The organism is Candidatus Neomicrothrix sp., assembly GCF_035329545.1.
Taxonomy (GTDB): domain Bacteria; phylum Actinomycetota; class Acidimicrobiia; order Acidimicrobiales; family Microtrichaceae; genus Microthrix; species Microthrix subdominans.
Genome location: NZ_DAOLGP010000001.1, coordinates 296478 through 314021 on the forward strand (window position 1 = coordinate 296478; position 17544 = coordinate 314021).

Consider the following 17544-nt stretch of genomic DNA (forward strand, 5'->3'; position numbering starts at 1 on the left):
GGGTGGGTGGCGAGGCGGGCCTCTACAGTGCGTTCCTCAGGAGGAACCGATGGCCGAGAGCGATGATCATGAGCTGGCCCACCGGCTGGCGACCGAGGCCGGTGCCATGCTGGTTGACCTTCGATGCCAGCTCACCGAGGAGGGGGCGACGCCGGCCGGCTTGAAGGCCGCCGGGGACCGCTCCGCCCATCTGATGCTGATGGAAGCCCTCGCCGAAGCGCGGCCCGACGACGCCGTGCTGTCCGAGGAGGGTCGGGACAACCTGGGCCGATTGGACGCCGACCGAGTGTGGATCATCGACCCGCTCGACGGCACCCGCGAGTTCTCGGAGGTGCCGAGGATTGACTGGGCTGTTCATGTGGCGCTGGTAGAGGACGGCCAGCCGACCGCTGGGGCGGTGGCGCTGCCCGCCGTCGGCGTGACCCACTCGACCGCTCAACCCCCACAGATCCTGGCCGAACCCAATCGGCCACCCCGTCTGGCCGTGTCGCGCAGCCGTCCGTTGCTCGAAGCGATGGCGTTGGCCGATGAACTTGACGCCGACCTGATGCCGATGGGATCGGCTGGGGCCAAGTCGATGGCGGTCGCCACCGGCCTGGTCGACTGCTACCCACACGCCGGCGGTCAGTACGAGTGGGACAGCTGCGCTCCGGTTGCGGTCGCCCGGGCGGCCGGCCTGTGGTGTTCCCGGCTCGACGGTTCACCGCTGCGCTACAACCGCCCCGACCCGTGGCTGCCCGACCTGCTGATCTGCCATCCGGGGGTGCACGACCAGGTGGCGGCCACGCTGGCCGACTTCGGCTGGAGTTCCTGACCGGAGGGATGGTCGCCCGGCGCCCGGGGGTGCTCATCAGGTTGGGTTGCCCCGGACGAAACGGGTGCTGGGCGCGCTCAAGGTGAGAGCGCCGAGTCCAATCGGGCGGTGAAGAACTGCCCGGTGGCCCAGCCGTCGGTGTTCCATCCCCAGCCCACCCGGCATCGGTCGGCGAGCCGAACACCGTCGGGGGTCACGAACTCGTCGTCGAACTCGCCGCCGAACGGCTCCAGCCGGGGCGGCTTGGTCGAGCCGTTCCAGCGATCGAGGCCGGCTGACCTCAGGCGACCTTGATCGTCGACGGTGACCTCGACGTTCGACGTACCCCCGGGGTGGGCAAGGGTGACGATGGCGCGGTGCTGATCGATGGGGGTCCACTGCGCCCCGGACTGGGGAACGAGCGCCTGGGGGAGCCACGCAACCGTCTCGGCGGCCAGGCGCCCGGCGCCGCTACGGGCGATGTCGGGGCCGCTGGAACGCACCACCGGGATCAACCCGTGCAGCCGGAAGTGCATGCTGGCGCCCTCGGATGTCATCACGTCTGCTCCCGAAAATTTCACGAGGCGTTGCCCGACGATCGCCCGCCACACGAAGCCTCGACCGGCTACGAGGATCTGGTCGGCGCGGAACGACAGCCAACGCGGGCCGAGCCTCAGCCGTCCGCGCATCGTCAGCTCGACGGCCGATCCGAGGGGCGTGCCGGCCGGGAGCGCTCGTCGCAGCATGCGTTCGGCGGGGGCCGGGAGGCCGGCCAGCGTGTCGGGGTCGAATGCAGGTGCGGGGCCGCCGCTGCCAAGGATCAGGGTGCGACGTGCTGCAGCTGCCTCCAGGGAAGCGTTCACGCTACGCCGAGTGGGTACGGCGAAGGAAGCGCATGGCCCAGCATGCTCCGAGTTAACCAGGTGTGTGCCGGGCAGCGTGGCCATCTGCCGTCGTCGGTCGCTTCGTGGCCTACATTTCAAGAACACGTGTTGGCCGAGCCGTTCTGGCCACTGTGCCGACGAGCCGACGAGCCGACGAGCCGACGAGCCGACGAGAGGACCGCAGATGCGTGAGGTTCCGGCCTCCGAGACGCCACCGCTCACCGAGGGGCCACAGGTGGTCGAGACCCACATGTCGTGGGTGTTCATGGCCGGGGACCGGGCCTACAAGCTGCCCAAGCCGGTCAGCCTGCCCTTTCTCGACCACTCCGAGTCCGCAGCCCGTATTGCTGCGGCCGAGCGGGAGGTCGTGTTGAATGCCCGCATCGCGCCCGACGTCTACCTGGGCCTGGCAGACGTGCACGAGCGCGGCGCGCTCGTCGACAAGATGATCGTCATGCGGCGCCTGCCCGCCGAGCGGCGACTGTCGCAGCTGGCCGGTTCGCCCGAGTTCGACGGGTGCCTACGCGAGGTGGCCCGGGTGGTCGCCAGCTTTCATGCGGCCGAGGAACCGGTGATCAACCCGAGAGCGGCGGGGGCGGACGCACTCGGCGAGAACTGGGCCGACAACTTCGCCGTCACCGACGCCTTGGTCGATGCCGGGGTGGATGCTGTCGACCTGGACCGGGTGAAGACGCTGACGCAGACCTATCTGCGGGGCCGGCGTCCGTTGTTCGACGAACGGATCGCCGACGGCTTCGTCCGGGACGGTCACGGCGATCTGATCGCCGACGACGTGTTCTGCCTCGTCGACGACGGCCCCCAGATCATCGACTGCCTTGCCTTCAACGATGACTGGCGCATCGGCGACGTGCTGCTGGATATCGCGTTCCTGGTGATGGATGTCCACCGGGTGGCCGGGCCGGCTGCGGCCCTGAGGCTGCTCGGGTGGTACCAGGGGTTCTCCGGCGAATGCCACCCCTCGTCGCTCGCCCACCACTACGTGGCCTATCGGGCCCACGTGCGGGCCAAGGTCGCCTGTCTGCGCTGGCAGCAGGGCGACGCCCCCAGCGCAGCGCTGGCCAAGGAGTACCACGACCTGGCACTTCATCACCTCGAGCACGGCCGGGTGCGGCTGGTCCTGGTCGGCGGCGGCCCCGGGACGGGCAAGACCGTGCTGTCCAACGGGCTGGGGGACTCGCTGGGGTGGGCGGTGCTGCACACCGACGACATCCGCCGGGGCGTCGCCGCATCCGCCGACGAGGAAGTCGGCGCCGCAGCGCCGGGCGAGGGCATCTACGACGATGCGCACCGCGATGCGGTCTACGACGAGCTGATTCGCCAGGCCAGGATCTTGTTGTCCGGCGGCGAGAGCGTGGTGCTCGATGCGTCCTGGACGGGTGCACACCATCGGCGTCTGGGCACCGACCTGGCCGAGGAGACCTACGCCGAGCTGGTGGAGATCGAGTGTCGCCTCGACCCATCGGTCGCCAAGGAGCGGATCGCCCGCCGCCGCGAGGAGGCGACGACCAACTCCGATGCCACCGCCGAGACCGTCGACCACCTGGGTGCGCTGAGGGACCCATGGGTCAGCGCCACCGGGGTCGATACCGGCGGGACGAAGGCGACGGTGTTGGACCAGGCCTGTGGAGTGGTGCTGTCCGATGAACGCCCCTGATCACGTTGACCGAACTACCGTCGGCCCCAGGTGGGGCCGACGCCACGGTCGCGCATCCGGAGCGCCGGGGGCCTAGGTTCAAGGTCGGAGTGGGCCGCTGTGGCGGCGCCGGTGAACCCGAAAAACGTACCAACGGGACCAAACGGAACATGAGGAGTGAGCGATGAAAATTGTGGTCGGCATCGACGGGTCGGAGGCGTCATCAGACGCCCTGCGCTACGCCCATGGCGAGGCGGTGTCCTCGGGCGCCGAGCTGGTGGCCGTCACCGTGTGGGAGGTTCCCGTCATGGCGGCGGCCTACATCACCACCGACGAGGTCGACGGCGCAATGGATCCCTGGATGGAAGGATTCATCGCTGAGGTGCTCGGTGAGGACGGGTCAGCGGTGAAGCGGGCCCCAGCTTCCGGGTCGGCGGCGGCAGCGCTGTTGGAGGAGGCCGAGGACGCCGACACGCTGATCGTCGGCACCCGAGGCCACGGCGGCTTGGCCGGTGTGATCATGGGGTCGGTCAGCCACCAGCTGGCCAACCACACGCCATGCCCTCTCACCGTGGTGCCGGCGAGCAACGGTGCCGCCGGCGCCGCTGACGGGCCCATCGTCGTCGGGGTCGATGGCTCATCGAACGCCCAGACCGCCCTGCGCTGGGCGGCTGAGCGCGCCGCCCGCACCGGCTTGGGCCTTCGGGTGGTCATGGCATGGCGTGGTGAGGCCGCAGGTTGGCTGGCCGGAACCGAAGTGCAGACCTCGTGGCCCTCGTTCGAGGACCTGGAACAACAGGCGAGAGAGATGCTGGGCGAGGTGATCGATGAGGCGGGCCTCCCCGAAGGCCTGGAGCCAGAACTGGTACTCGGCGAAGGAGCGCCGGCCTCGGTGCTGCGCGAAGCCGCCGATGGCGGCTCGATGCTGGTGTTGGGATCACGCGGTCGCGGCGGCTTCATGGGCCTGCTGCTCGGCTCGGTGACCAGCCACACCCTCAATCACATTTTCTGCCCGACGACCGTCGTCCCCGCCCAGTGACCGCGTCCGGGCAGCGGGGCCGCGTCGTGGTCGGGTTGGACAGCGGCGCCCCGGCGCCCGGCCCGTTGCGCCACGCGGCCAGCGAAGCGGTGCTTCGCAACGCGATGCTGCACATCGTGTCGGTGTGGTCCTACCCGCCCATGTCGACCGAGGAGCGGATGTTGACCACTGCGTCCGCCGTCGAGGCTGAAACGGCCGAGCGGGTGGCGGGCATCGTGGGCGAGCTGATGACCGAGCAGCCCTACCGTGACCTGTCCGCCGAGGTGGAGGTGACCCAGGGTGCACCGGCCAACCTGCTGATCGCTGCGGCCGAGGATGCGGACCTGTTGGTCGTCGGACGCAGCGATGGTGCGCGGGTGCGCCATGCCGTGTTGGGGTCGGTCGCCTCGAAGTGCGTGCGCCATGCGTCCGGACCGGTCATGGTGGTGCCTCCGGCCGAAGGCCCGGTCACCGCGACCGCCGATGATCCGAAGGGATCGGAGATCCTCGTGGGGATCGACGGGTCGGAGCCAGCGCAGCGGGCGATGAGCTGGGCGCTGGCCGAGGCCGGTCTGCGCGGTGCGTCGGTGCGGGCGGTGTACTGCTGGGAGGAGCCCATGCTGCTCGGCGGGGACCTGATGATGGCGCTGCCGAATCCCGCAGTGTTGGAACGCGACGCCGAAGCGGCCCTGAACGAGTGGCTGTCCGCCGCCGACGTGCCCGACGGGGTGACGCTCACCGGGGCGACCCAGCGCGGCAATCCAGGCCACGCCCTGCTGGACGCAATCGATGACGCCGACCTGGTCGTCGTCGGGTCACGGGGCCTGGGTGGCTTCAAGGGCCTGATGCTGGGTTCGGTTGCTCGCAGGGTGGCGCACCTGGCGCCTTGCTCGGTCGTCGTCATCCCGTAAGCGTCTGGTCGATCCAGCTGCGCAGCGCTGCGCCCGGCAGCGCACCGACCTGACGCCCTACCTCGGCGCCGCCGACGAAGAGCAACATGGTTGGGATGCCCTGCACTCCCAGCCGGGCCGACACCGCCGGCGCCTCGTCGACGTTGACCTTGACGACCCGCAGCTTGCCGGCCCGCTCGGCCGCCAGCAGCTCAAGCTCGGGGGCCACCATGCGACACGGCCCACACCAGGGCGCCCACAGGTCGACAACGATCGGCAGCGAGGACGTGGCGATCGCCTCATCGAACCCGGCGGCATCGACGTCGACCAGCCAGGGGAGTTCGGCCTGACAGGATGCGCAGCGCGGTCGCCCCGCCGTGGCATCGGGCACGCGATTTTTGGTCTGACAACTCGTGCAGGTGAGCACGGTGCTGGTCATCAAGGTCCTCCTGGTCACGGCTGGGTCGCCGGTTCCCTGTTTCCTACCGCACCGGCAGGCCGGTGGTCGACCCCGGCCGGACGCCGTTGGGAGTGTTCTGGGGTGCGGCTCCTATCATTCACCGAACATGTCGTACGAGCTCTCTCATCTGCGCAGCCTGGAAGCCGAGGCGATCCACATCATCCGCGAGGTGGCCGCTGAGTTCGAGCGTCCAGCCATGCTGTTCTCGGGCGGCAAGGACTCTGCGGTCATGTTGCACCTGGCGGTGAAGGCGTTTTATCCGGCCAAGCCGCCGTTCCCGCTGCTCCATATCGACACCGGCCACAACTTTCCCGAGGTCCTCACCTTTCGGGACGAGACGGTTGAGCGCACCGGGGTGCGGCTGGAGGTGGCATCGGTGCAGCAGGCGATCGACGAGGGCAAGCTGACCGAGCAGACCGGCAGGGGCGCCAGCCGCAACCAGCTGCAGACCCTGCCGCTGCTCGAAGCGATCGAGAAGTACCGTTTCGACGCGCTGTTCGGTGGTGGGCGCCGCGACGAGGAGAAGGCCCGTGCCAAGGAGCGGGTGTTCAGCCATCGCGACGACTTCGGTCAGTGGGATCCCAAGAACCAGCGTCCCGAGCTGTGGAGCCTGTACAACCCGCGCTACCGGCCCGGCGAGCACTTCCGGGTGTTCCCGCTGAGCAACTGGACCGAGCTCGACATCTGGCAGTACATCGAGGCCGACGAGGTCGCTTTGCCCAACATCTATTACGCCCATCGACGCGAGGTGTTCCTCCGCGACGGCATGTGGCTGTCGGTTGGCCCCCACGTTCAGCCGGGCGACGACGAAGTGATCGAGACCCGCATTGTGCGCTACCGGACGGTGGGGGACATGAGCTGCACGGGCGCAGTTGAGTCGCCGGCGGCGACCAACGCCGAGATCGTCGCCGAGGTGGCGGCCGCCCGGGTGACCGAGCGTGGGGCCACCCGTGCCGATGACCGGGCCTCCGAAGCGGCCATGGAGGATCGAAAAAAGTTGGGGTACTTCTAATGGAAATCCTGCGCTTGGCGACGGCCGGCAGCGTCGACGACGGCAAGTCGACCCTGATCGGTCGCCTGTTGTTCGACACGAAGACGATCTTTGAGGATCAGCTGGCGTCGGTGGAGGCCACCTCGGTGCAGATGGGCACCGAGTACACCAACCTGGCGCTACTGACCGACGGCTTGCGGGCCGAGCGTGAGCAGGGCATCACGATCGACGTGGCCTACCGCTACTTCGCCACGCCAAACCGCAAGTTCATCATCGCCGACACCCCCGGCCACATTCAGTACACCCGCAACATGGTCACCGGGGCGTCCACCGCCGACGTGGCCATCATCCTGTTGGATGCCCGTAAGGGCGTGCTCGAACAGAGCCGGCGTCACGCCTTCCTGGCGTCGCTGCTCGGCATCCCTCACCTGGTGCTGGCGGTCAACAAGATGGACCTGGTCGACTACGACCAGTTGGTCTTCGAACGCCTCAAGGACGAGTTTCGTTCCTTTGCGGCGAAGTTGGACATCGGCGACCTGACGTTCATCCCGGTGTCGGCCCTGCACGGCGACAACATCGTCAGCCGCAGCACCAACACGCCGTGGTACGAGGGAACCTCGCTGCTGCACCACCTGGAGGAGGTGCACATCGCGTCGGATCGCAACCTGATCGATGCCCGCTTCCCGGTGCAGTACGTGATCCGCCCGCAGTCCACCGAGTTTCACGATTATCGGGGCTATGCGGGCACGGTGGCCGGCGGCGTCTTCAAGCCCGGCGACGACGTGGTGGTGTTGCCCTCCGGCCTGACGACGACGATCGCCTCGATCGACACCGCCGACGGGCCGGTCGACGAGGCGTTCAACCCGATGTCGGTGACGATCCGCCTGAGCGACGAGCTGGACGTCAGCCGGGGCGACATGATCTGCCGTCCGGCCAACCAGCCTCGGGTGACCCAGGACATCGATGCGATGATCGCCTGGATGGGGGACACGTCCACGCTGAGGGAGGGTGCGATGTACTCGATCAAGCACACGACCCGCACCGCACGGGCCAAGGTTCGCGACGTGAAATACCGCTTGGACATCAACACACTGCACCGGGATGAGACCGCCAGTGGCCTGACCACCAACGAGATCGGGCGGGTGACCCTGCGCACCACCGCTCCGCTGTTTGTCGACGAGTACCGCCGTAACCGCACCACCGGCTCGTTCATCCTGGTCGACGAGGACACCAACGCCACCGTCGGCGCCGGCATGGTGCTGGGCGAAGCCCAGCAGGTTTGAGTGCGCCGTGACCGATGACGTCACCTGGCACGCCGGCCAGATCGATGCCGATGCCCGGGCGGAAGCGCTCGGCCACCGGGGTGCCGTCGTGTGGCTGACCGGGCTGTCCGGGTCGGGCAAGTCGACCCTGGCGGTCGAGGTGGAACGGCGCCTCGTCGTCTCCGGGCGTCCGTCGTTCATCCTCGATGGGGACAACGTGCGCCACGGGTTGTGCGCCGACCTCGGGTTTTCCGAGGTCGACCGACGGGAAAACATCCGCCGGGTGGGCGAGGTGGCCCTGCTGATGGCCGAGGCGGCCCAGGTGGTGCTGGTGCCGTTGATCTCGCCGTACCGATCGGGCCGCGACGCCGTGCGGGCCCGAGCCGAACTGGCCGGCGTGCCCTTCCGTGAGGTCTGGGTGGCGACGCCGCTGGCCGAATGCGAGGCCCGGGACCCCAAGGGGCTCTACGCCAAGGCCCGCGCCGGGGAGATCTCCAACTTCACCGGCATCGATGACCCCTACGAGGAGCCGCTGCAGCCCGAGCTGGTCGTCGGCGGGGCCGCCGCATCGTTGGCGACCAGCGCCGCCTCCTCCGAGATGGCGTCCACGCTGGACGAGCAGGCCGACGCGATCATCGCGCTGCTCGGCTGACCGTTCGGGCGTCGGCGCACCTCGCTTCTGCGAGGGAGACACGACCGGCGCGCGGTCGCGCTTTGACTGGGCACGCACTCACCGCCCGAGGGATCGCACCACCTCGGCGGCGAGACGTTGAAGCGGCGGGCGTCCATGGCCAGGCGCAACGGCGGCCCGTAAATCGACTGCCACGGGACGTCGCCCGCATACCAACCGGCGTGACGGGGCACCATCCAATCCGCCGACGGGACCACGGTCATGAAGCCCGACGTAGGTTTGGGCCTGGGCGTCGCGGGAGGCGGTCGCCAGGTCATCGAGGTCGAGAGAGGTGAAGTCCTCCTCGGCGCACAGCACGTTGGCTCCGTCGGGCAGGCAGGACGCCACCAGGCCGGTTGGGGTCGACACCTGGCCGACGAGCGCCACGTTGCCAACGTCGCAGCCCGCCAGGCGGTCGAACGCTCGGCGCGAGCGGTCGACGTCGTCATCGAAGCTCACCGGGTCGCAACGGCCGGCCTCCCACGCATCCTGGGCCCGTCGCACCGCGGTCATCGCTGTGCGCGGGGGCAACCCCACCGACCCGGCGTTCAGCTAGCCGGGGCCGGCGGCGAACTGGGCTGGGACGGAATCGTCGAGCATCATCTCATCCTGACCGCGTCAACCTGCCTGCGTGTGACTACCCGGCTTCGGCCTCGGCGATCCGACGGTTGACGTCGAAGAAGGCATCCGGGGTGACCGACACCGAGTCGATGCCCGCCTCGACCAACAGGCGGGCGTACTCCGGGTCGTTGCTGGGAGCTTGACCGCAGAACCCGACAGGCCTGTCGGCAGCGTGGGCCGCATCGATCAGCTGTCGGATGAGGGCGAGCACCGCCGGGTCGTCGGCGCCGAAGTGCGCCGCCAGCTCGGCGGAGTCCCGGTCGACGCCCAGGGTGAGTTGTGTGAGGTCGTTGGAACCGATGGAGAACCCGTCGAAGCGCTCGGCAAATTCGGCGGCCCTGATGACGTTCGAGGGGATCTCGGCCATCACGTACACCTTCAAACCGTTGTCACCGCGCGCCAGCCCCTCCTCGGCCATGACCTGCAAGACCCGATCGGCCTCCTCCGGGGTGCGACAGAAGGGGATCATCACGATCACGTTGTCGAACCCGATCTCGCTTCTCACCCGGGCGACGGCCTGGCACTCCAACGCAAACCCATCGCGATACCCGGGGTGGTCGTAGCGGGAGGCGCCTCGCCATCCCAACATGGGGTTGTCCTCGGTCGGCTCGAACTGCCTGCCACCCAGCAGCCCCGCATACTCGTTGGTCTTGAAATCGCTCATGCGCACGATCACGGGACGGTCGGCCCAGGTGGCCGCCAGTGCGGCGATCCCGGAGGCCAACCGGTCGACGAAGTACTCGGCCGGGCTGGAGTGGTGGCCGGTGAGCTCATCGATCGCCCGGCGGACGGCCACATCCTCGATGCGGTCGGGGTGGGCCAGGGCCATGGGGTGGGCCCTGATGTGCTCGCCGATGATGAACTCCATGCGGGCCAGGCCGATGCCGGCCGCCGGTAGCCGCCACCACTTCAGCGCCGCCCCGGGGTTGGCCAGGTTGACCATCAGGTTGGTGCGGGTGGCCGGCAGGTCGTCGAGCGCCAGCTCGTGCGTGGTGATCTTGGCGGGGCCGTCGAAGACCCGCCCCACGTCGCCGCCGGCGCACGACACGGTCACCCGTTGTCCCTCGGCCAGGGTGGAGGTGGCATCGACGGTGCCGACCACTGCGGGAACGCCCAGCTCGCGGCTGACGATCGCAGCATGGGAGGTGCGTCCACCGCGGTTGGTGACCACCGCTGCGGCCCGCTGCATCACCGGAACCCAGTCGGGGTCGGTGGCATCGGCCACCAGGATCGATCCCGATACAAACCGGTCGCCCTCGTCGGGTGAGTCGAGGCGACACACCTCGCCGGTGGCTGCGCCGCTGCCGACCGACAGACCTTCGACCAACTGCGGGCCGTGGTTCGAGACCTCGTAGCTGGTGAGGATGGCGCCGCTTTGGCGGGCCTGCACCGTCTCGGGCCTGGCCTGCACGATGAACAGCTCGCCGGTGACGCCGTCTTTCGCCCACTCGATGTCCATCGGGCGGCCGTAGTGGTTCTCGATGATGACAGCCCAGCGGGCCAGCGTCAGCAGATCGGGATCGTCGAGCACCAGCTGATTGCGTTCTGCGTTGGTGGTGTCCACCGTCATCGTGGGCCCGTCGCCGCTCTCGTCGGTGCTGTTGACGATCTTGAGGCGCTTGCGGCCCAGCGACCGTTCGACGATCGGCACCAGTCGCTCGTCGTCGAGAAACGCCTTGAACACCCGGTAGCGGTCGGAGTCGACCACGCCGGACACGACCGCCTCTCCCAACCCCCAGGCGGCATCGATGAGCACGTGGTGGGGAAACCCGTTCTCCGGATCGATGGTGAAGATCACCCCGGCGGAGCCGGTATCGGATGCCACCATCTGCTGGATTCCGACCGAGAGGGCCACGTCGAGATGGCCAAAGCCGTTCTCGACCCTGTAGGCGATCGCCCTGTCGCCAAACAGCGACACGACGCAGCGGTGATAGGCCTCGATCACCGCATCGGCCCCCCGAACGTTCAGGAAGCTCTCCTGTTGGCCGGCGAAGCTCGCCTCGGGAAGGTCCTCCGCCGTCGCCGACGAACGCACCGCGACGGGCACGTCGCTTTGGCCGACCCGGTCACAGAGTGCTTCGTAGGCCGCTCGCAGCTCGTCGGCCAGAGCGTCGCTCACCCGGGCCGAGCGGAATGCCTCGCGAACGGTGGCGCCAACGGATCGCAGCGAGTCGGGGTGCTTCTCGAGCCCGGCACCGACGGCAGCGATCGCCGGCCGTAAGCCCTGATCGTCGACGAGATGCCAGTAGGCGGCCGAGGTGACGGCAAAACCGCCTGGCACCCGCACGCCGGCCGATCCGAGGTGTTTGATCATCTCGCCCAGCGAGGCGTTCTTACCGCCGGCCTTGCCGACATCGTCGATGGTGAGCTGCTCGAGAGGGATGATCCACCGAGTGTCGTTCATCGGCAGGGCTCTCGTCGGGCGGGGTTGCTTTGATGCATGTGATCGCTCCTCGGGTTTTCGAACCTGTTCATGACAAACAACACAACTGGTCGTCGATGTCCCACCCTGCTCATCCACGCTCTCTGAGGCGCGGGAGGGTCATGGTGGGCACGCGCTTCGACGTCCCCAGTGCGTTACTCCTGCAGCGACTCGCCGGCGGCCCGGATGGAGCGTCCGGCATCGACGATCACATCGCGAATGCCGTCGATCGAGCTGAGGGTTGCAGAGCGCACGTCGCCCAGTTCGGTTCCGACGACGTCCGAGACTCGCTCGCCCGCCCGGATGACCTCGGCCCGCGCCCGGTCGAGGTACTGGCTGATAGCGCTCACGCGATCCTGCAGCTCCATACGGCCCAGTTGTGCCTGTACGCCGGCGTCGTCGATCCATCGTCGGGCCGCATCGGCAGCATCGGTGAGGGTCGACTCCAGGTCGGGTTTGGTATCGGCCCGCTCGGCGGCCAGCGTCGCCCGAGCGAAGGTCAACTCCAACTCCATGGTGGACAGCGCCTGCGCAGCATCCGCCAGGTAGGAGGCCTCGGCTTCGGAGGAACCATCGGTGTCGAGGAGGGTGGTACGAGCCTGCTCGGCCTGCTTGAGTAGCTGTGCAAGAGCAACCTCGACGTCGCTTGATCCTGAGGTTGTGGGTTCGTTGCTCATGGGTCCCTTTCGCTGTGGTGGGCTGACGAGAGGGTGGAGATGCCAAACATCCCGCCCCTCGTCCCCCACGGTAGAGGATGGGATCGTGGGTGTGACGGGCGTTCTCCAGAAGCGGCTGTGCCGGCCCATGGCCCAACGGCCGGGGGCGACCGACGCGAGCGGTGCCCTCGACCCCCAAGGACCTTGGCCCTACCCTGAACACGTGATCCGGGGCAGCAGGACCGGCACAGCGGCCCCAATGAGGGCTGGGCGATGGGGGCAGGACTATGAAGGCATGGAGCGTCGACCGACCGGGACCGATCGAGCGGGGCCCCCTGGTGTTGGGGGAGCGACCCGATCCCAAACCGGAGGCCAACGAGATACTGGTGCAGGTGACCTACTGCGGCGTGTGTCGCACCGACCTGCACCTGGCCGAGGGTGACCTGGTGCCCCATCGCCCCTCGACTGTCCCTGGTCACGAGGTGGTGGGTGTGGTGGTGGCCCGGGGTGCGGCCACCAATCGCTTCGAGGTTGGCCAGCGAGTGGGCATCGCCTGGCTGCGCCACACCTGCGGAGTGTGCCGCTTCTGTCGGCGGGGTGACGAAAACCTGTGCCTGACACCGAGGTTCACCGGTTGGGACGCCGATGGCGGCTTCGCCGAGCTCACCACCGTGGACGAGGCGTTCGCGTACGCGTTGCCCGACGGCTTCGATGACGCTTCGGCCGGGCCCCTGTTGTGCTCGGGCATTATCGGGTACCGGGCGCTCCAGCGTGCCGAGCTGCCCGACGGTGGGCGACTTGGCATCTATGGATTCGGGGCGTCGGCTCACCTGGTCGCCCAGATGGCCCTGGCCCGCGACGCCGAAGTGCACGTGTTTACCCGGGCGCCCGAGGCCCGTCGGCTGGCCCTGGAGCTGGGCGCCACCGCTGCGGGCGACAGCGACGCCGAGCCGGACGTGCCGCTGGACTCGGCCATTCTGTTTGCGCCGGTGGGGCACCTGGTGCCGGTGGCGATGCGCGCTCTCGACCGGGGCGGCACCCTGGCGATCGCCGGCATCCACCTCAGCGACATCCCGGCCATGAACTACGACGCCGAGCTGTTTCAGGAGCGCCAGATGCGCAGCGTCACCGCCAACACCCGGGCCGATGGCGAGGCGCTGCTGGCCCTGGCGGAGTCCGTCCCACTGCGTCCCACCGTCACCACCTACGGGTTCGAACGCGTGGACGAGGCGCTTCGCGACGTGGCCGCCGACCGGCTCACCGGCGCCGCCGTAGTGTCGGTGGGCGGAAGCTGAGTTCGTCGACTCAGGAAGTCGAGGGAGGTACTGCCGGGGCGGGGGCGTCCCGATGGCCGAAGATCGCCTCGGCCGTCACCGGTTGGCAGATGTCGGCCAGGTGGGAACTCACGTTGATGAGTAAATCGTCGACGGTGATCACCCCGACGATGCCGGTGCCGTCGACCACCGCCAGGCGACGCACGGCGTGCTGGCGGAACATGGCGGATGCATCGTGCAGGTCGGAATCGGCAGCGACCGAATGCACCGGGGTGCTCATCAGCGAATCGATCCGACCGTCGAGCGGCACTTTTCGGGCGATCCCGCGGCAGACGATGTCGCGATCGGTCACGATGCCCACCAATGCCCCGTCGTCGACCACGGCCATCGCGCCGACGCCGGTCGACTCCATGGTCTCCGCCGCCTGAACGATGGTTGCGTCGGGTGCGACCGTGACGACCTCTCGCCGAACTGCCTCAGAAACTCTCATGTGCTTCCCCCTGGTGGTACCGCTGGTGAGTCGATTGTTACCGACCGTCGCGACGATACCAAGGGGTCACTGCGATCACCTCGACCGGGTGTGGGGATCGCGATCCGCGGACCGACCCGATGTCACCCGTTTGGCCGATGTTCCTCCACCCCCGGTGGGCCAATGATGGGTTCCACCTGATCACGACCCACGGAGGCCGCCATGCCCGAACACCCTCGAGCCATCCAAGCCCGCCAGCTCTTCCACGCCCTCTGGGACGACGGCGACATGGAGGCAACCATCGAGGCAATGTCGGCCGACGTCGTCTGGGTGAACGACATCGGCGCCGGACCGCTGCGCGAGCTGCGGGGTCGCGACCAGGTCAGGGCACTGCTGCTCTGGTGGTTCGACTTTTTCGACGGCAACTGCCGTCACGAGCTGATCGACGTCTGCGCCAGCGACGACCGCGTGATCGAGGTGCTGCACGAGATTGGCGAGAAGGACGGCCGGGTGTTCGACAACGTGGCGCTCTATGTGTTCGAGGTCGACCCACAGGATCCGGATCGCTTCGCCCGGGTGCGAACCTACGATCGCGACCGGGCCAACGTCGAAGAGTTCTGGTCGCAGTACCCAGACGTGCTGACCGCCGACGTCGCCGGGTTGCTCGCCCCATTTCTCTCGAAGGAGGAAATCACATCAGCGACCACGACGGCCGCGGCGCCTTCGGGTGGTCGGTAGGGTTGCCCGGTGCGCGGTACCCGTCCCATCCCGGCGCCCAGGACACGGTTCGTGGGACGTCGAGCCGAGCTCGAGGAGTTGTGTGGGCTGCATGACCGTGCCCGCCTGGTGACCCTGGTCGGACCGGGCGGGTGCGGGAAAACCCGGTTGGCGCTCGAGCTGGTCCGCACCGTCGCCGCCCGGAAAGCGTGGATCGAACTGGCGACGGTCGACGATGATGGCGGGGTCGCCACAGCGTTCCTCGCTGCTCTCGGCGAGCGCGACGACCCGCAGAGCGACCCCGTCGACCAGATTGTCGACTCGATCGACAACCTCACCACGGTCGACCCGATCGACGACGTGCCGTTTGCCGCGGCGACGTTCGTCCTCCTCGTCGACAACGCCGAGCACCTCGTGGAACCGGTCGCTCGCGTCGTCGACGCCGTGCTGGCTCGCGTCGCCGGCCTCCGGGTGGTCGTCACCAGCCGGGAGCCCCTGGGTATCGCCGGCGAAGCCGTGTACCGGGTTCCGCCGATGGGCCACGCTGCCCTTGGCGAATCGTCCGATCGCCCGGGCGGACGCGACGCGGTCGATCTGTTCGTCGACCGCGCGTCGCTCGTGCGGCCGGAGCTCAAGTTGGATGCCTCTGCACTCGGTACGGTGAGCGAGATCTGCCGGCGACTCGACGGCCTGCCACTCGGCGTCGAGCTGGCCGCAGCCCGGCTCGACCTACTGTCGCCGGAGCGAATCCGCGACGGACTCCAGGATCGTTTCCGTCTTCTGGTGTCGGGCAACCGCGCTGCGCTTCCTCGCCACCGCACGCTTGAGGCGTCGGTGGCCTGGTCGTATTCGCTGCTCGCCGCCGACGAGCGCCACCTCCTCGACCGACTTGCGGTGTTCCGCGGGTCCTTCGACACGGCCGCGGTCGACGCGGTGGCAAGCGGCGCCGTCGACGCCGATCGCGTCGACGACCTGCTCGGCCGGCTGGTCAGCAAGTCGCTGCTCGCGGCCGAACCCCGCGCAGGGGGGACACGCTTCCGGCTGCTCGACACGATCGTGGCGTACGCGGCGCGCCAGCTCGCCGAGCGGGGGGAGGTCGGCGTTGCGCTCGATCAGTTGGCCGACCACGTCGCCCGGTGCACCGCGGTGTGGGACCAGGACCTGATGGGTGACGAGCAGGTCCGCCTCCTCGAGGCTCTCGCCCTCGATGACGGAATCGTCAGCGTCGCCCTCGACCACCTCACCACCAACGCGAGAGACGGCAATGTCGACGCCGCAGACCTCCTCTGGAGCATCGTCGGACGGCTCACCTTCTTCTGGCTGAGCGCCGGACGCTTCCGAGAGGCACGCTCGTGGTTCGCCACGGCCGAAGCCGTGTCGGCCTCCGACGCTCGCCTCGAGCTTCCCGCCCGCTGGGGCGCCAGCCACCTCGCCACCTACGCCGGCGACTTCGAAGCCGCGATCGGCGGTGCGACAGCGACGTGCCAGCTGGCCAAGGAGCTGGGTGACGACCGGTACGCGGGCCGTTCCCTGGACACGCTCGGGAGCATCGAGAGCTACCTCGACCCCGTCGCCGCCATCGCCACGCTCGAGCAGGCGATCGAGCTTGCCGAGCGGGCCCGCGACCGGTGGGGCCTCACCGACGCCCGGCAGGTCCTGGCGTTCACGCACCTCATTGGTCACGACCACCAGCGGGCAATCGCCGAGCTGGACGCCGCTCGACCCCTCGCCGTCGCACTCGACCACCCCCTCTTGTTGGCGTGGGACGAGATCGGTCGGGCCACCGCCGCCATCGCTCGTGGGCGTTCAGCTGATGCGGCGGCGGCGATCGCGTCAAGCCGCGCCCAGGTTGCCCGCACCCACGACCCGAACCTTTCGGCGCTACTTGTCGGCCTTGAGGCCACCGACGCGCTGCTGCGCGGCACCGGTGCCGAGTGGACCGCTGCGCTGCTCGAGAGCCGCCGGCGGGGCGAACGGACAGAGGCCGGGCTCACCCTGCCGGTCGTGGTCACCAACCTTCTGCTCGTGCTCGTCGACCAGGGGGACGTCGACGGAGCTCAGACGATCGTCGATGCCGATGTTGATCTGATCGCCATGTTTGCACCAGCGTTTGGCGCTCGGTTGCAGGGGATCGCCACCGCCGTCGCCTTGCTGGCCGGCGACGTCGACGAGGCCATCCGTCGGGCCGACCTCGCGCACCAGGCGATCGACGCACTGGCGAGCCCCAATGCTCGTGCCGTGGCCGCTCCTGCGCTCGCTCTGGCCGACCTCGAGCGGGGTGATTTCGGTGCGGCTGAGGCCGAGGCCGCTGCGGCGCTCGAGCGTTTGACCCAGCTCGACCTTCGCCCTGCGCGTCTTGATGCGGTCGAGGTGCTTGCACTGGCGATCGCAGCCCGAGGCGACCGTTCGACAGCCCGATGGCTGTCGGAGGTCTGCCGCCGTGAGCGCAATCGCCTCGGTATCGTCCGCACCGAGCTGCAGCAACTGACCGCCGGCCGCCTCGTCGAAGCGTTCGAGACCGAACCCTCTCCGGCAACTGCCGACGGTTGCGTGGATCTCGGCGACATCGATCAGGCTCCCGGGGCCGACGAACGCGGTTGGCCGACCGACGCCACGATCGAGGACGTGATCGCCTATGTGCGCCGGTCTCGAGGCCCGCGACGCCGCCCATCGATCGGGTGGGCCAGCCTCACGCCAACCGAACTCCAAGTGGTCGAGGCGGTGGCGGCCCATGTCGGTGGAGGGGACGAACGACCCGCCCAC

General features: G+C 68.7%; 16 protein-coding genes. 10 read left to right on the forward strand and 6 right to left on the reverse strand.

Features of this window, described 5'->3' with window-relative positions:
* Positions 1–49: 49 nt before the first annotated feature.
* Positions 50–814 carry a 3'(2'),5'-bisphosphate nucleotidase CysQ gene (locus PKD89_RS01280; protein WP_289012533.1) on the forward strand — a complete coding sequence of 255 codons (765 nt, stop codon included), beginning with the start codon at positions 50–52 and terminating at the stop codon, positions 812–814.
* 77 nt (positions 815–891) lie between these two features.
* Here PKD89_RS01280 and PKD89_RS01285 read toward each other — a convergent pair whose 3' ends face one another.
* Entirely contained in the window at positions 892–1656 is a 765-nt protein-coding gene (locus tag PKD89_RS01285; RefSeq protein WP_287389452.1) for a DUF6544 family protein, read from the reverse strand.
* 205 nt (positions 1657–1861) lie between these two features.
* On the opposite strand from PKD89_RS01285, the gene PKD89_RS01290 reads away from it, so the two are divergent.
* The 3 genes from PKD89_RS01290 (at position 1862) to PKD89_RS01300 (ending at position 5260) form a co-directional block, all read left to right on the forward strand.
* Positions 1862–3352, forward strand: coding sequence for a bifunctional aminoglycoside phosphotransferase/ATP-binding protein (locus PKD89_RS01290; protein WP_289012532.1), 1491 nt, complete (start codon positions 1862–1864; stop codon positions 3350–3352).
* A 163-nt stretch (positions 3353–3515) separates the two neighbouring features.
* Positions 3516–4370 carry a universal stress protein gene (locus tag PKD89_RS01295; RefSeq protein ID WP_289012531.1) on the forward strand — a complete coding sequence of 285 codons (855 nt, stop codon included), beginning with the start codon at positions 3516–3518 and terminating at the stop codon, positions 4368–4370.
* Positions 4367–5260, forward strand: coding sequence for a universal stress protein (locus tag PKD89_RS01300; protein ID WP_289012530.1), 894 nt, complete (start codon positions 4367–4369; stop codon positions 5258–5260). The genes PKD89_RS01295 and PKD89_RS01300 overlap by 4 nt, the downstream gene beginning before the upstream one ends.
* Here the strand turns inward: PKD89_RS01300 and trxA are convergent.
* Complete coding sequence (trxA, locus tag PKD89_RS01305; RefSeq protein ID WP_287377336.1) at positions 5250–5678, reverse strand: thioredoxin; 429 nt, start codon at positions 5676–5678, stop codon at positions 5250–5252. The genes PKD89_RS01300 and trxA overlap by 11 nt on opposite strands.
* A gap of 127 nt (positions 5679–5805) precedes the next feature.
* On the opposite strand from trxA, the gene cysD reads away from it, so the two are divergent.
* The 3 genes from cysD to cysC are packed head-to-tail and all read left to right on the forward strand — an operon-like array spanning position 5806 to position 8604.
* Positions 5806–6711 carry a sulfate adenylyltransferase subunit CysD gene (gene cysD, locus PKD89_RS01310; protein WP_287389448.1) on the forward strand — a complete coding sequence of 302 codons (906 nt, stop codon included), beginning with the start codon at positions 5806–5808 and terminating at the stop codon, positions 6709–6711.
* Positions 6711–7973, forward strand: a complete 1263-nt coding sequence (gene cysN, locus PKD89_RS01315) for a sulfate adenylyltransferase subunit CysN (RefSeq protein ID WP_289010462.1) — start codon at positions 6711–6713, stop codon at positions 7971–7973. The genes cysD and cysN overlap by 1 nt, the downstream gene beginning before the upstream one ends.
* Positions 7974–7980: 7 nt before the next feature.
* Positions 7981–8604 carry an adenylyl-sulfate kinase gene (gene cysC / locus PKD89_RS01320; RefSeq protein WP_289010461.1) on the forward strand — a complete coding sequence of 208 codons (624 nt, stop codon included), beginning with the start codon at positions 7981–7983 and terminating at the stop codon, positions 8602–8604.
* 78 nt (positions 8605–8682) lie between these two features.
* Here cysC and PKD89_RS01325 read toward each other — a convergent pair whose 3' ends face one another.
* From PKD89_RS01325 to PKD89_RS01335, 3 genes are all read right to left on the reverse strand, one after another.
* Positions 8683–9159, reverse strand: a complete 477-nt coding sequence (locus PKD89_RS01325; protein ID WP_324332226.1) for a hypothetical protein — start codon at positions 9157–9159, stop codon at positions 8683–8685.
* Between the two features lie 100 nt (positions 9160–9259).
* Positions 9260–11647 (reverse strand): phosphoenolpyruvate synthase, encoded by a 2388-nt coding sequence (gene ppsA, locus PKD89_RS01330; RefSeq protein ID WP_289010459.1) that lies wholly within the window; start codon positions 11645–11647, stop codon positions 9260–9262.
* Between the two features lie 173 nt (positions 11648–11820).
* Complete coding sequence (locus PKD89_RS01335; RefSeq protein WP_287377356.1) at positions 11821–12342, reverse strand: hypothetical protein; 522 nt, start codon at positions 12340–12342, stop codon at positions 11821–11823.
* 266 nt (positions 12343–12608) lie between these two features.
* On the opposite strand from PKD89_RS01335, the gene PKD89_RS01340 reads away from it, so the two are divergent.
* The gene (locus PKD89_RS01340) at positions 12609–13616 is read left to right on the forward strand and encodes a zinc-dependent alcohol dehydrogenase family protein (RefSeq protein WP_289010458.1); all 1008 of its coding nucleotides are present in this window, start codon (positions 12609–12611) and stop codon (positions 13614–13616) included.
* 10 nt (positions 13617–13626) lie between these two features.
* On the opposite strand, the gene PKD89_RS01345 is transcribed toward PKD89_RS01340, so the two are convergent.
* Positions 13627–14085: a CBS domain-containing protein gene (locus tag PKD89_RS01345; protein WP_287389444.1), complete on the reverse strand. Its 459-nt coding sequence runs from the start codon at positions 14083–14085 to the stop codon at positions 13627–13629.
* Positions 14086–14286: 201 nt separating this feature from the next.
* Between PKD89_RS01345 and PKD89_RS01350 the strand changes: the two genes are divergently transcribed.
* Both PKD89_RS01350 and PKD89_RS01355 read left to right on the forward strand, forming a co-directional pair.
* On the forward strand, positions 14287–14802 hold the full coding sequence (locus PKD89_RS01350; protein WP_289010457.1) for a nuclear transport factor 2 family protein: 516 nt from the start codon (positions 14287–14289) through the stop codon (positions 14800–14802).
* 51 nt (positions 14803–14853) lie between these two features.
* A partial coding sequence (locus PKD89_RS01355) for a hypothetical protein (RefSeq protein ID WP_324332227.1) occupies positions 14854–17544 on the forward strand: 2691 nt, incomplete at its 3' end.

Coding starts and splice junctions, on each gene's coding strand:
- PKD89_RS01280 (WP_289012533.1), top strand. CDS start 50: ATGGCCGAGAGCGATGATCATGAGCTGGCCCACCGGCTGGCGACCGAG.
- PKD89_RS01340 (WP_289010458.1), top strand. CDS start 12,609: ATGAAGGCATGGAGCGTCGACCGACCGGGACCGATCGAGCGGGGCCCC.
- PKD89_RS01290 (WP_289012532.1), top strand. CDS start 1,862: ATGCGTGAGGTTCCGGCCTCCGAGACGCCACCGCTCACCGAGGGGCCA.
- cysD (WP_287389448.1), top strand. CDS start 5,806: ATGTCGTACGAGCTCTCTCATCTGCGCAGCCTGGAAGCCGAGGCGATC.
- PKD89_RS01295 (WP_289012531.1), top strand. CDS start 3,516: ATGAAAATTGTGGTCGGCATCGACGGGTCGGAGGCGTCATCAGACGCC.
- PKD89_RS01350 (WP_289010457.1), top strand. CDS start 14,287: ATGCCCGAACACCCTCGAGCCATCCAAGCCCGCCAGCTCTTCCACGCC.
- PKD89_RS01345 (WP_287389444.1), bottom strand. CDS start 14,085: ATGAGAGTTTCTGAGGCAGTTCGGCGAGAGGTCGTCACGGTCGCACCC.
- cysN (WP_289010462.1), top strand. CDS start 6,711: ATGGAAATCCTGCGCTTGGCGACGGCCGGCAGCGTCGACGACGGCAAG.
- trxA (WP_287377336.1), bottom strand. CDS start 5,678: ATGACCAGCACCGTGCTCACCTGCACGAGTTGTCAGACCAAAAATCGC.
- PKD89_RS01335 (WP_287377356.1), bottom strand. CDS start 12,342: ATGAGCAACGAACCCACAACCTCAGGATCAAGCGACGTCGAGGTTGCT.
- ppsA (WP_289010459.1), bottom strand. CDS start 11,647: ATGAACGACACTCGGTGGATCATCCCTCTCGAGCAGCTCACCATCGAC.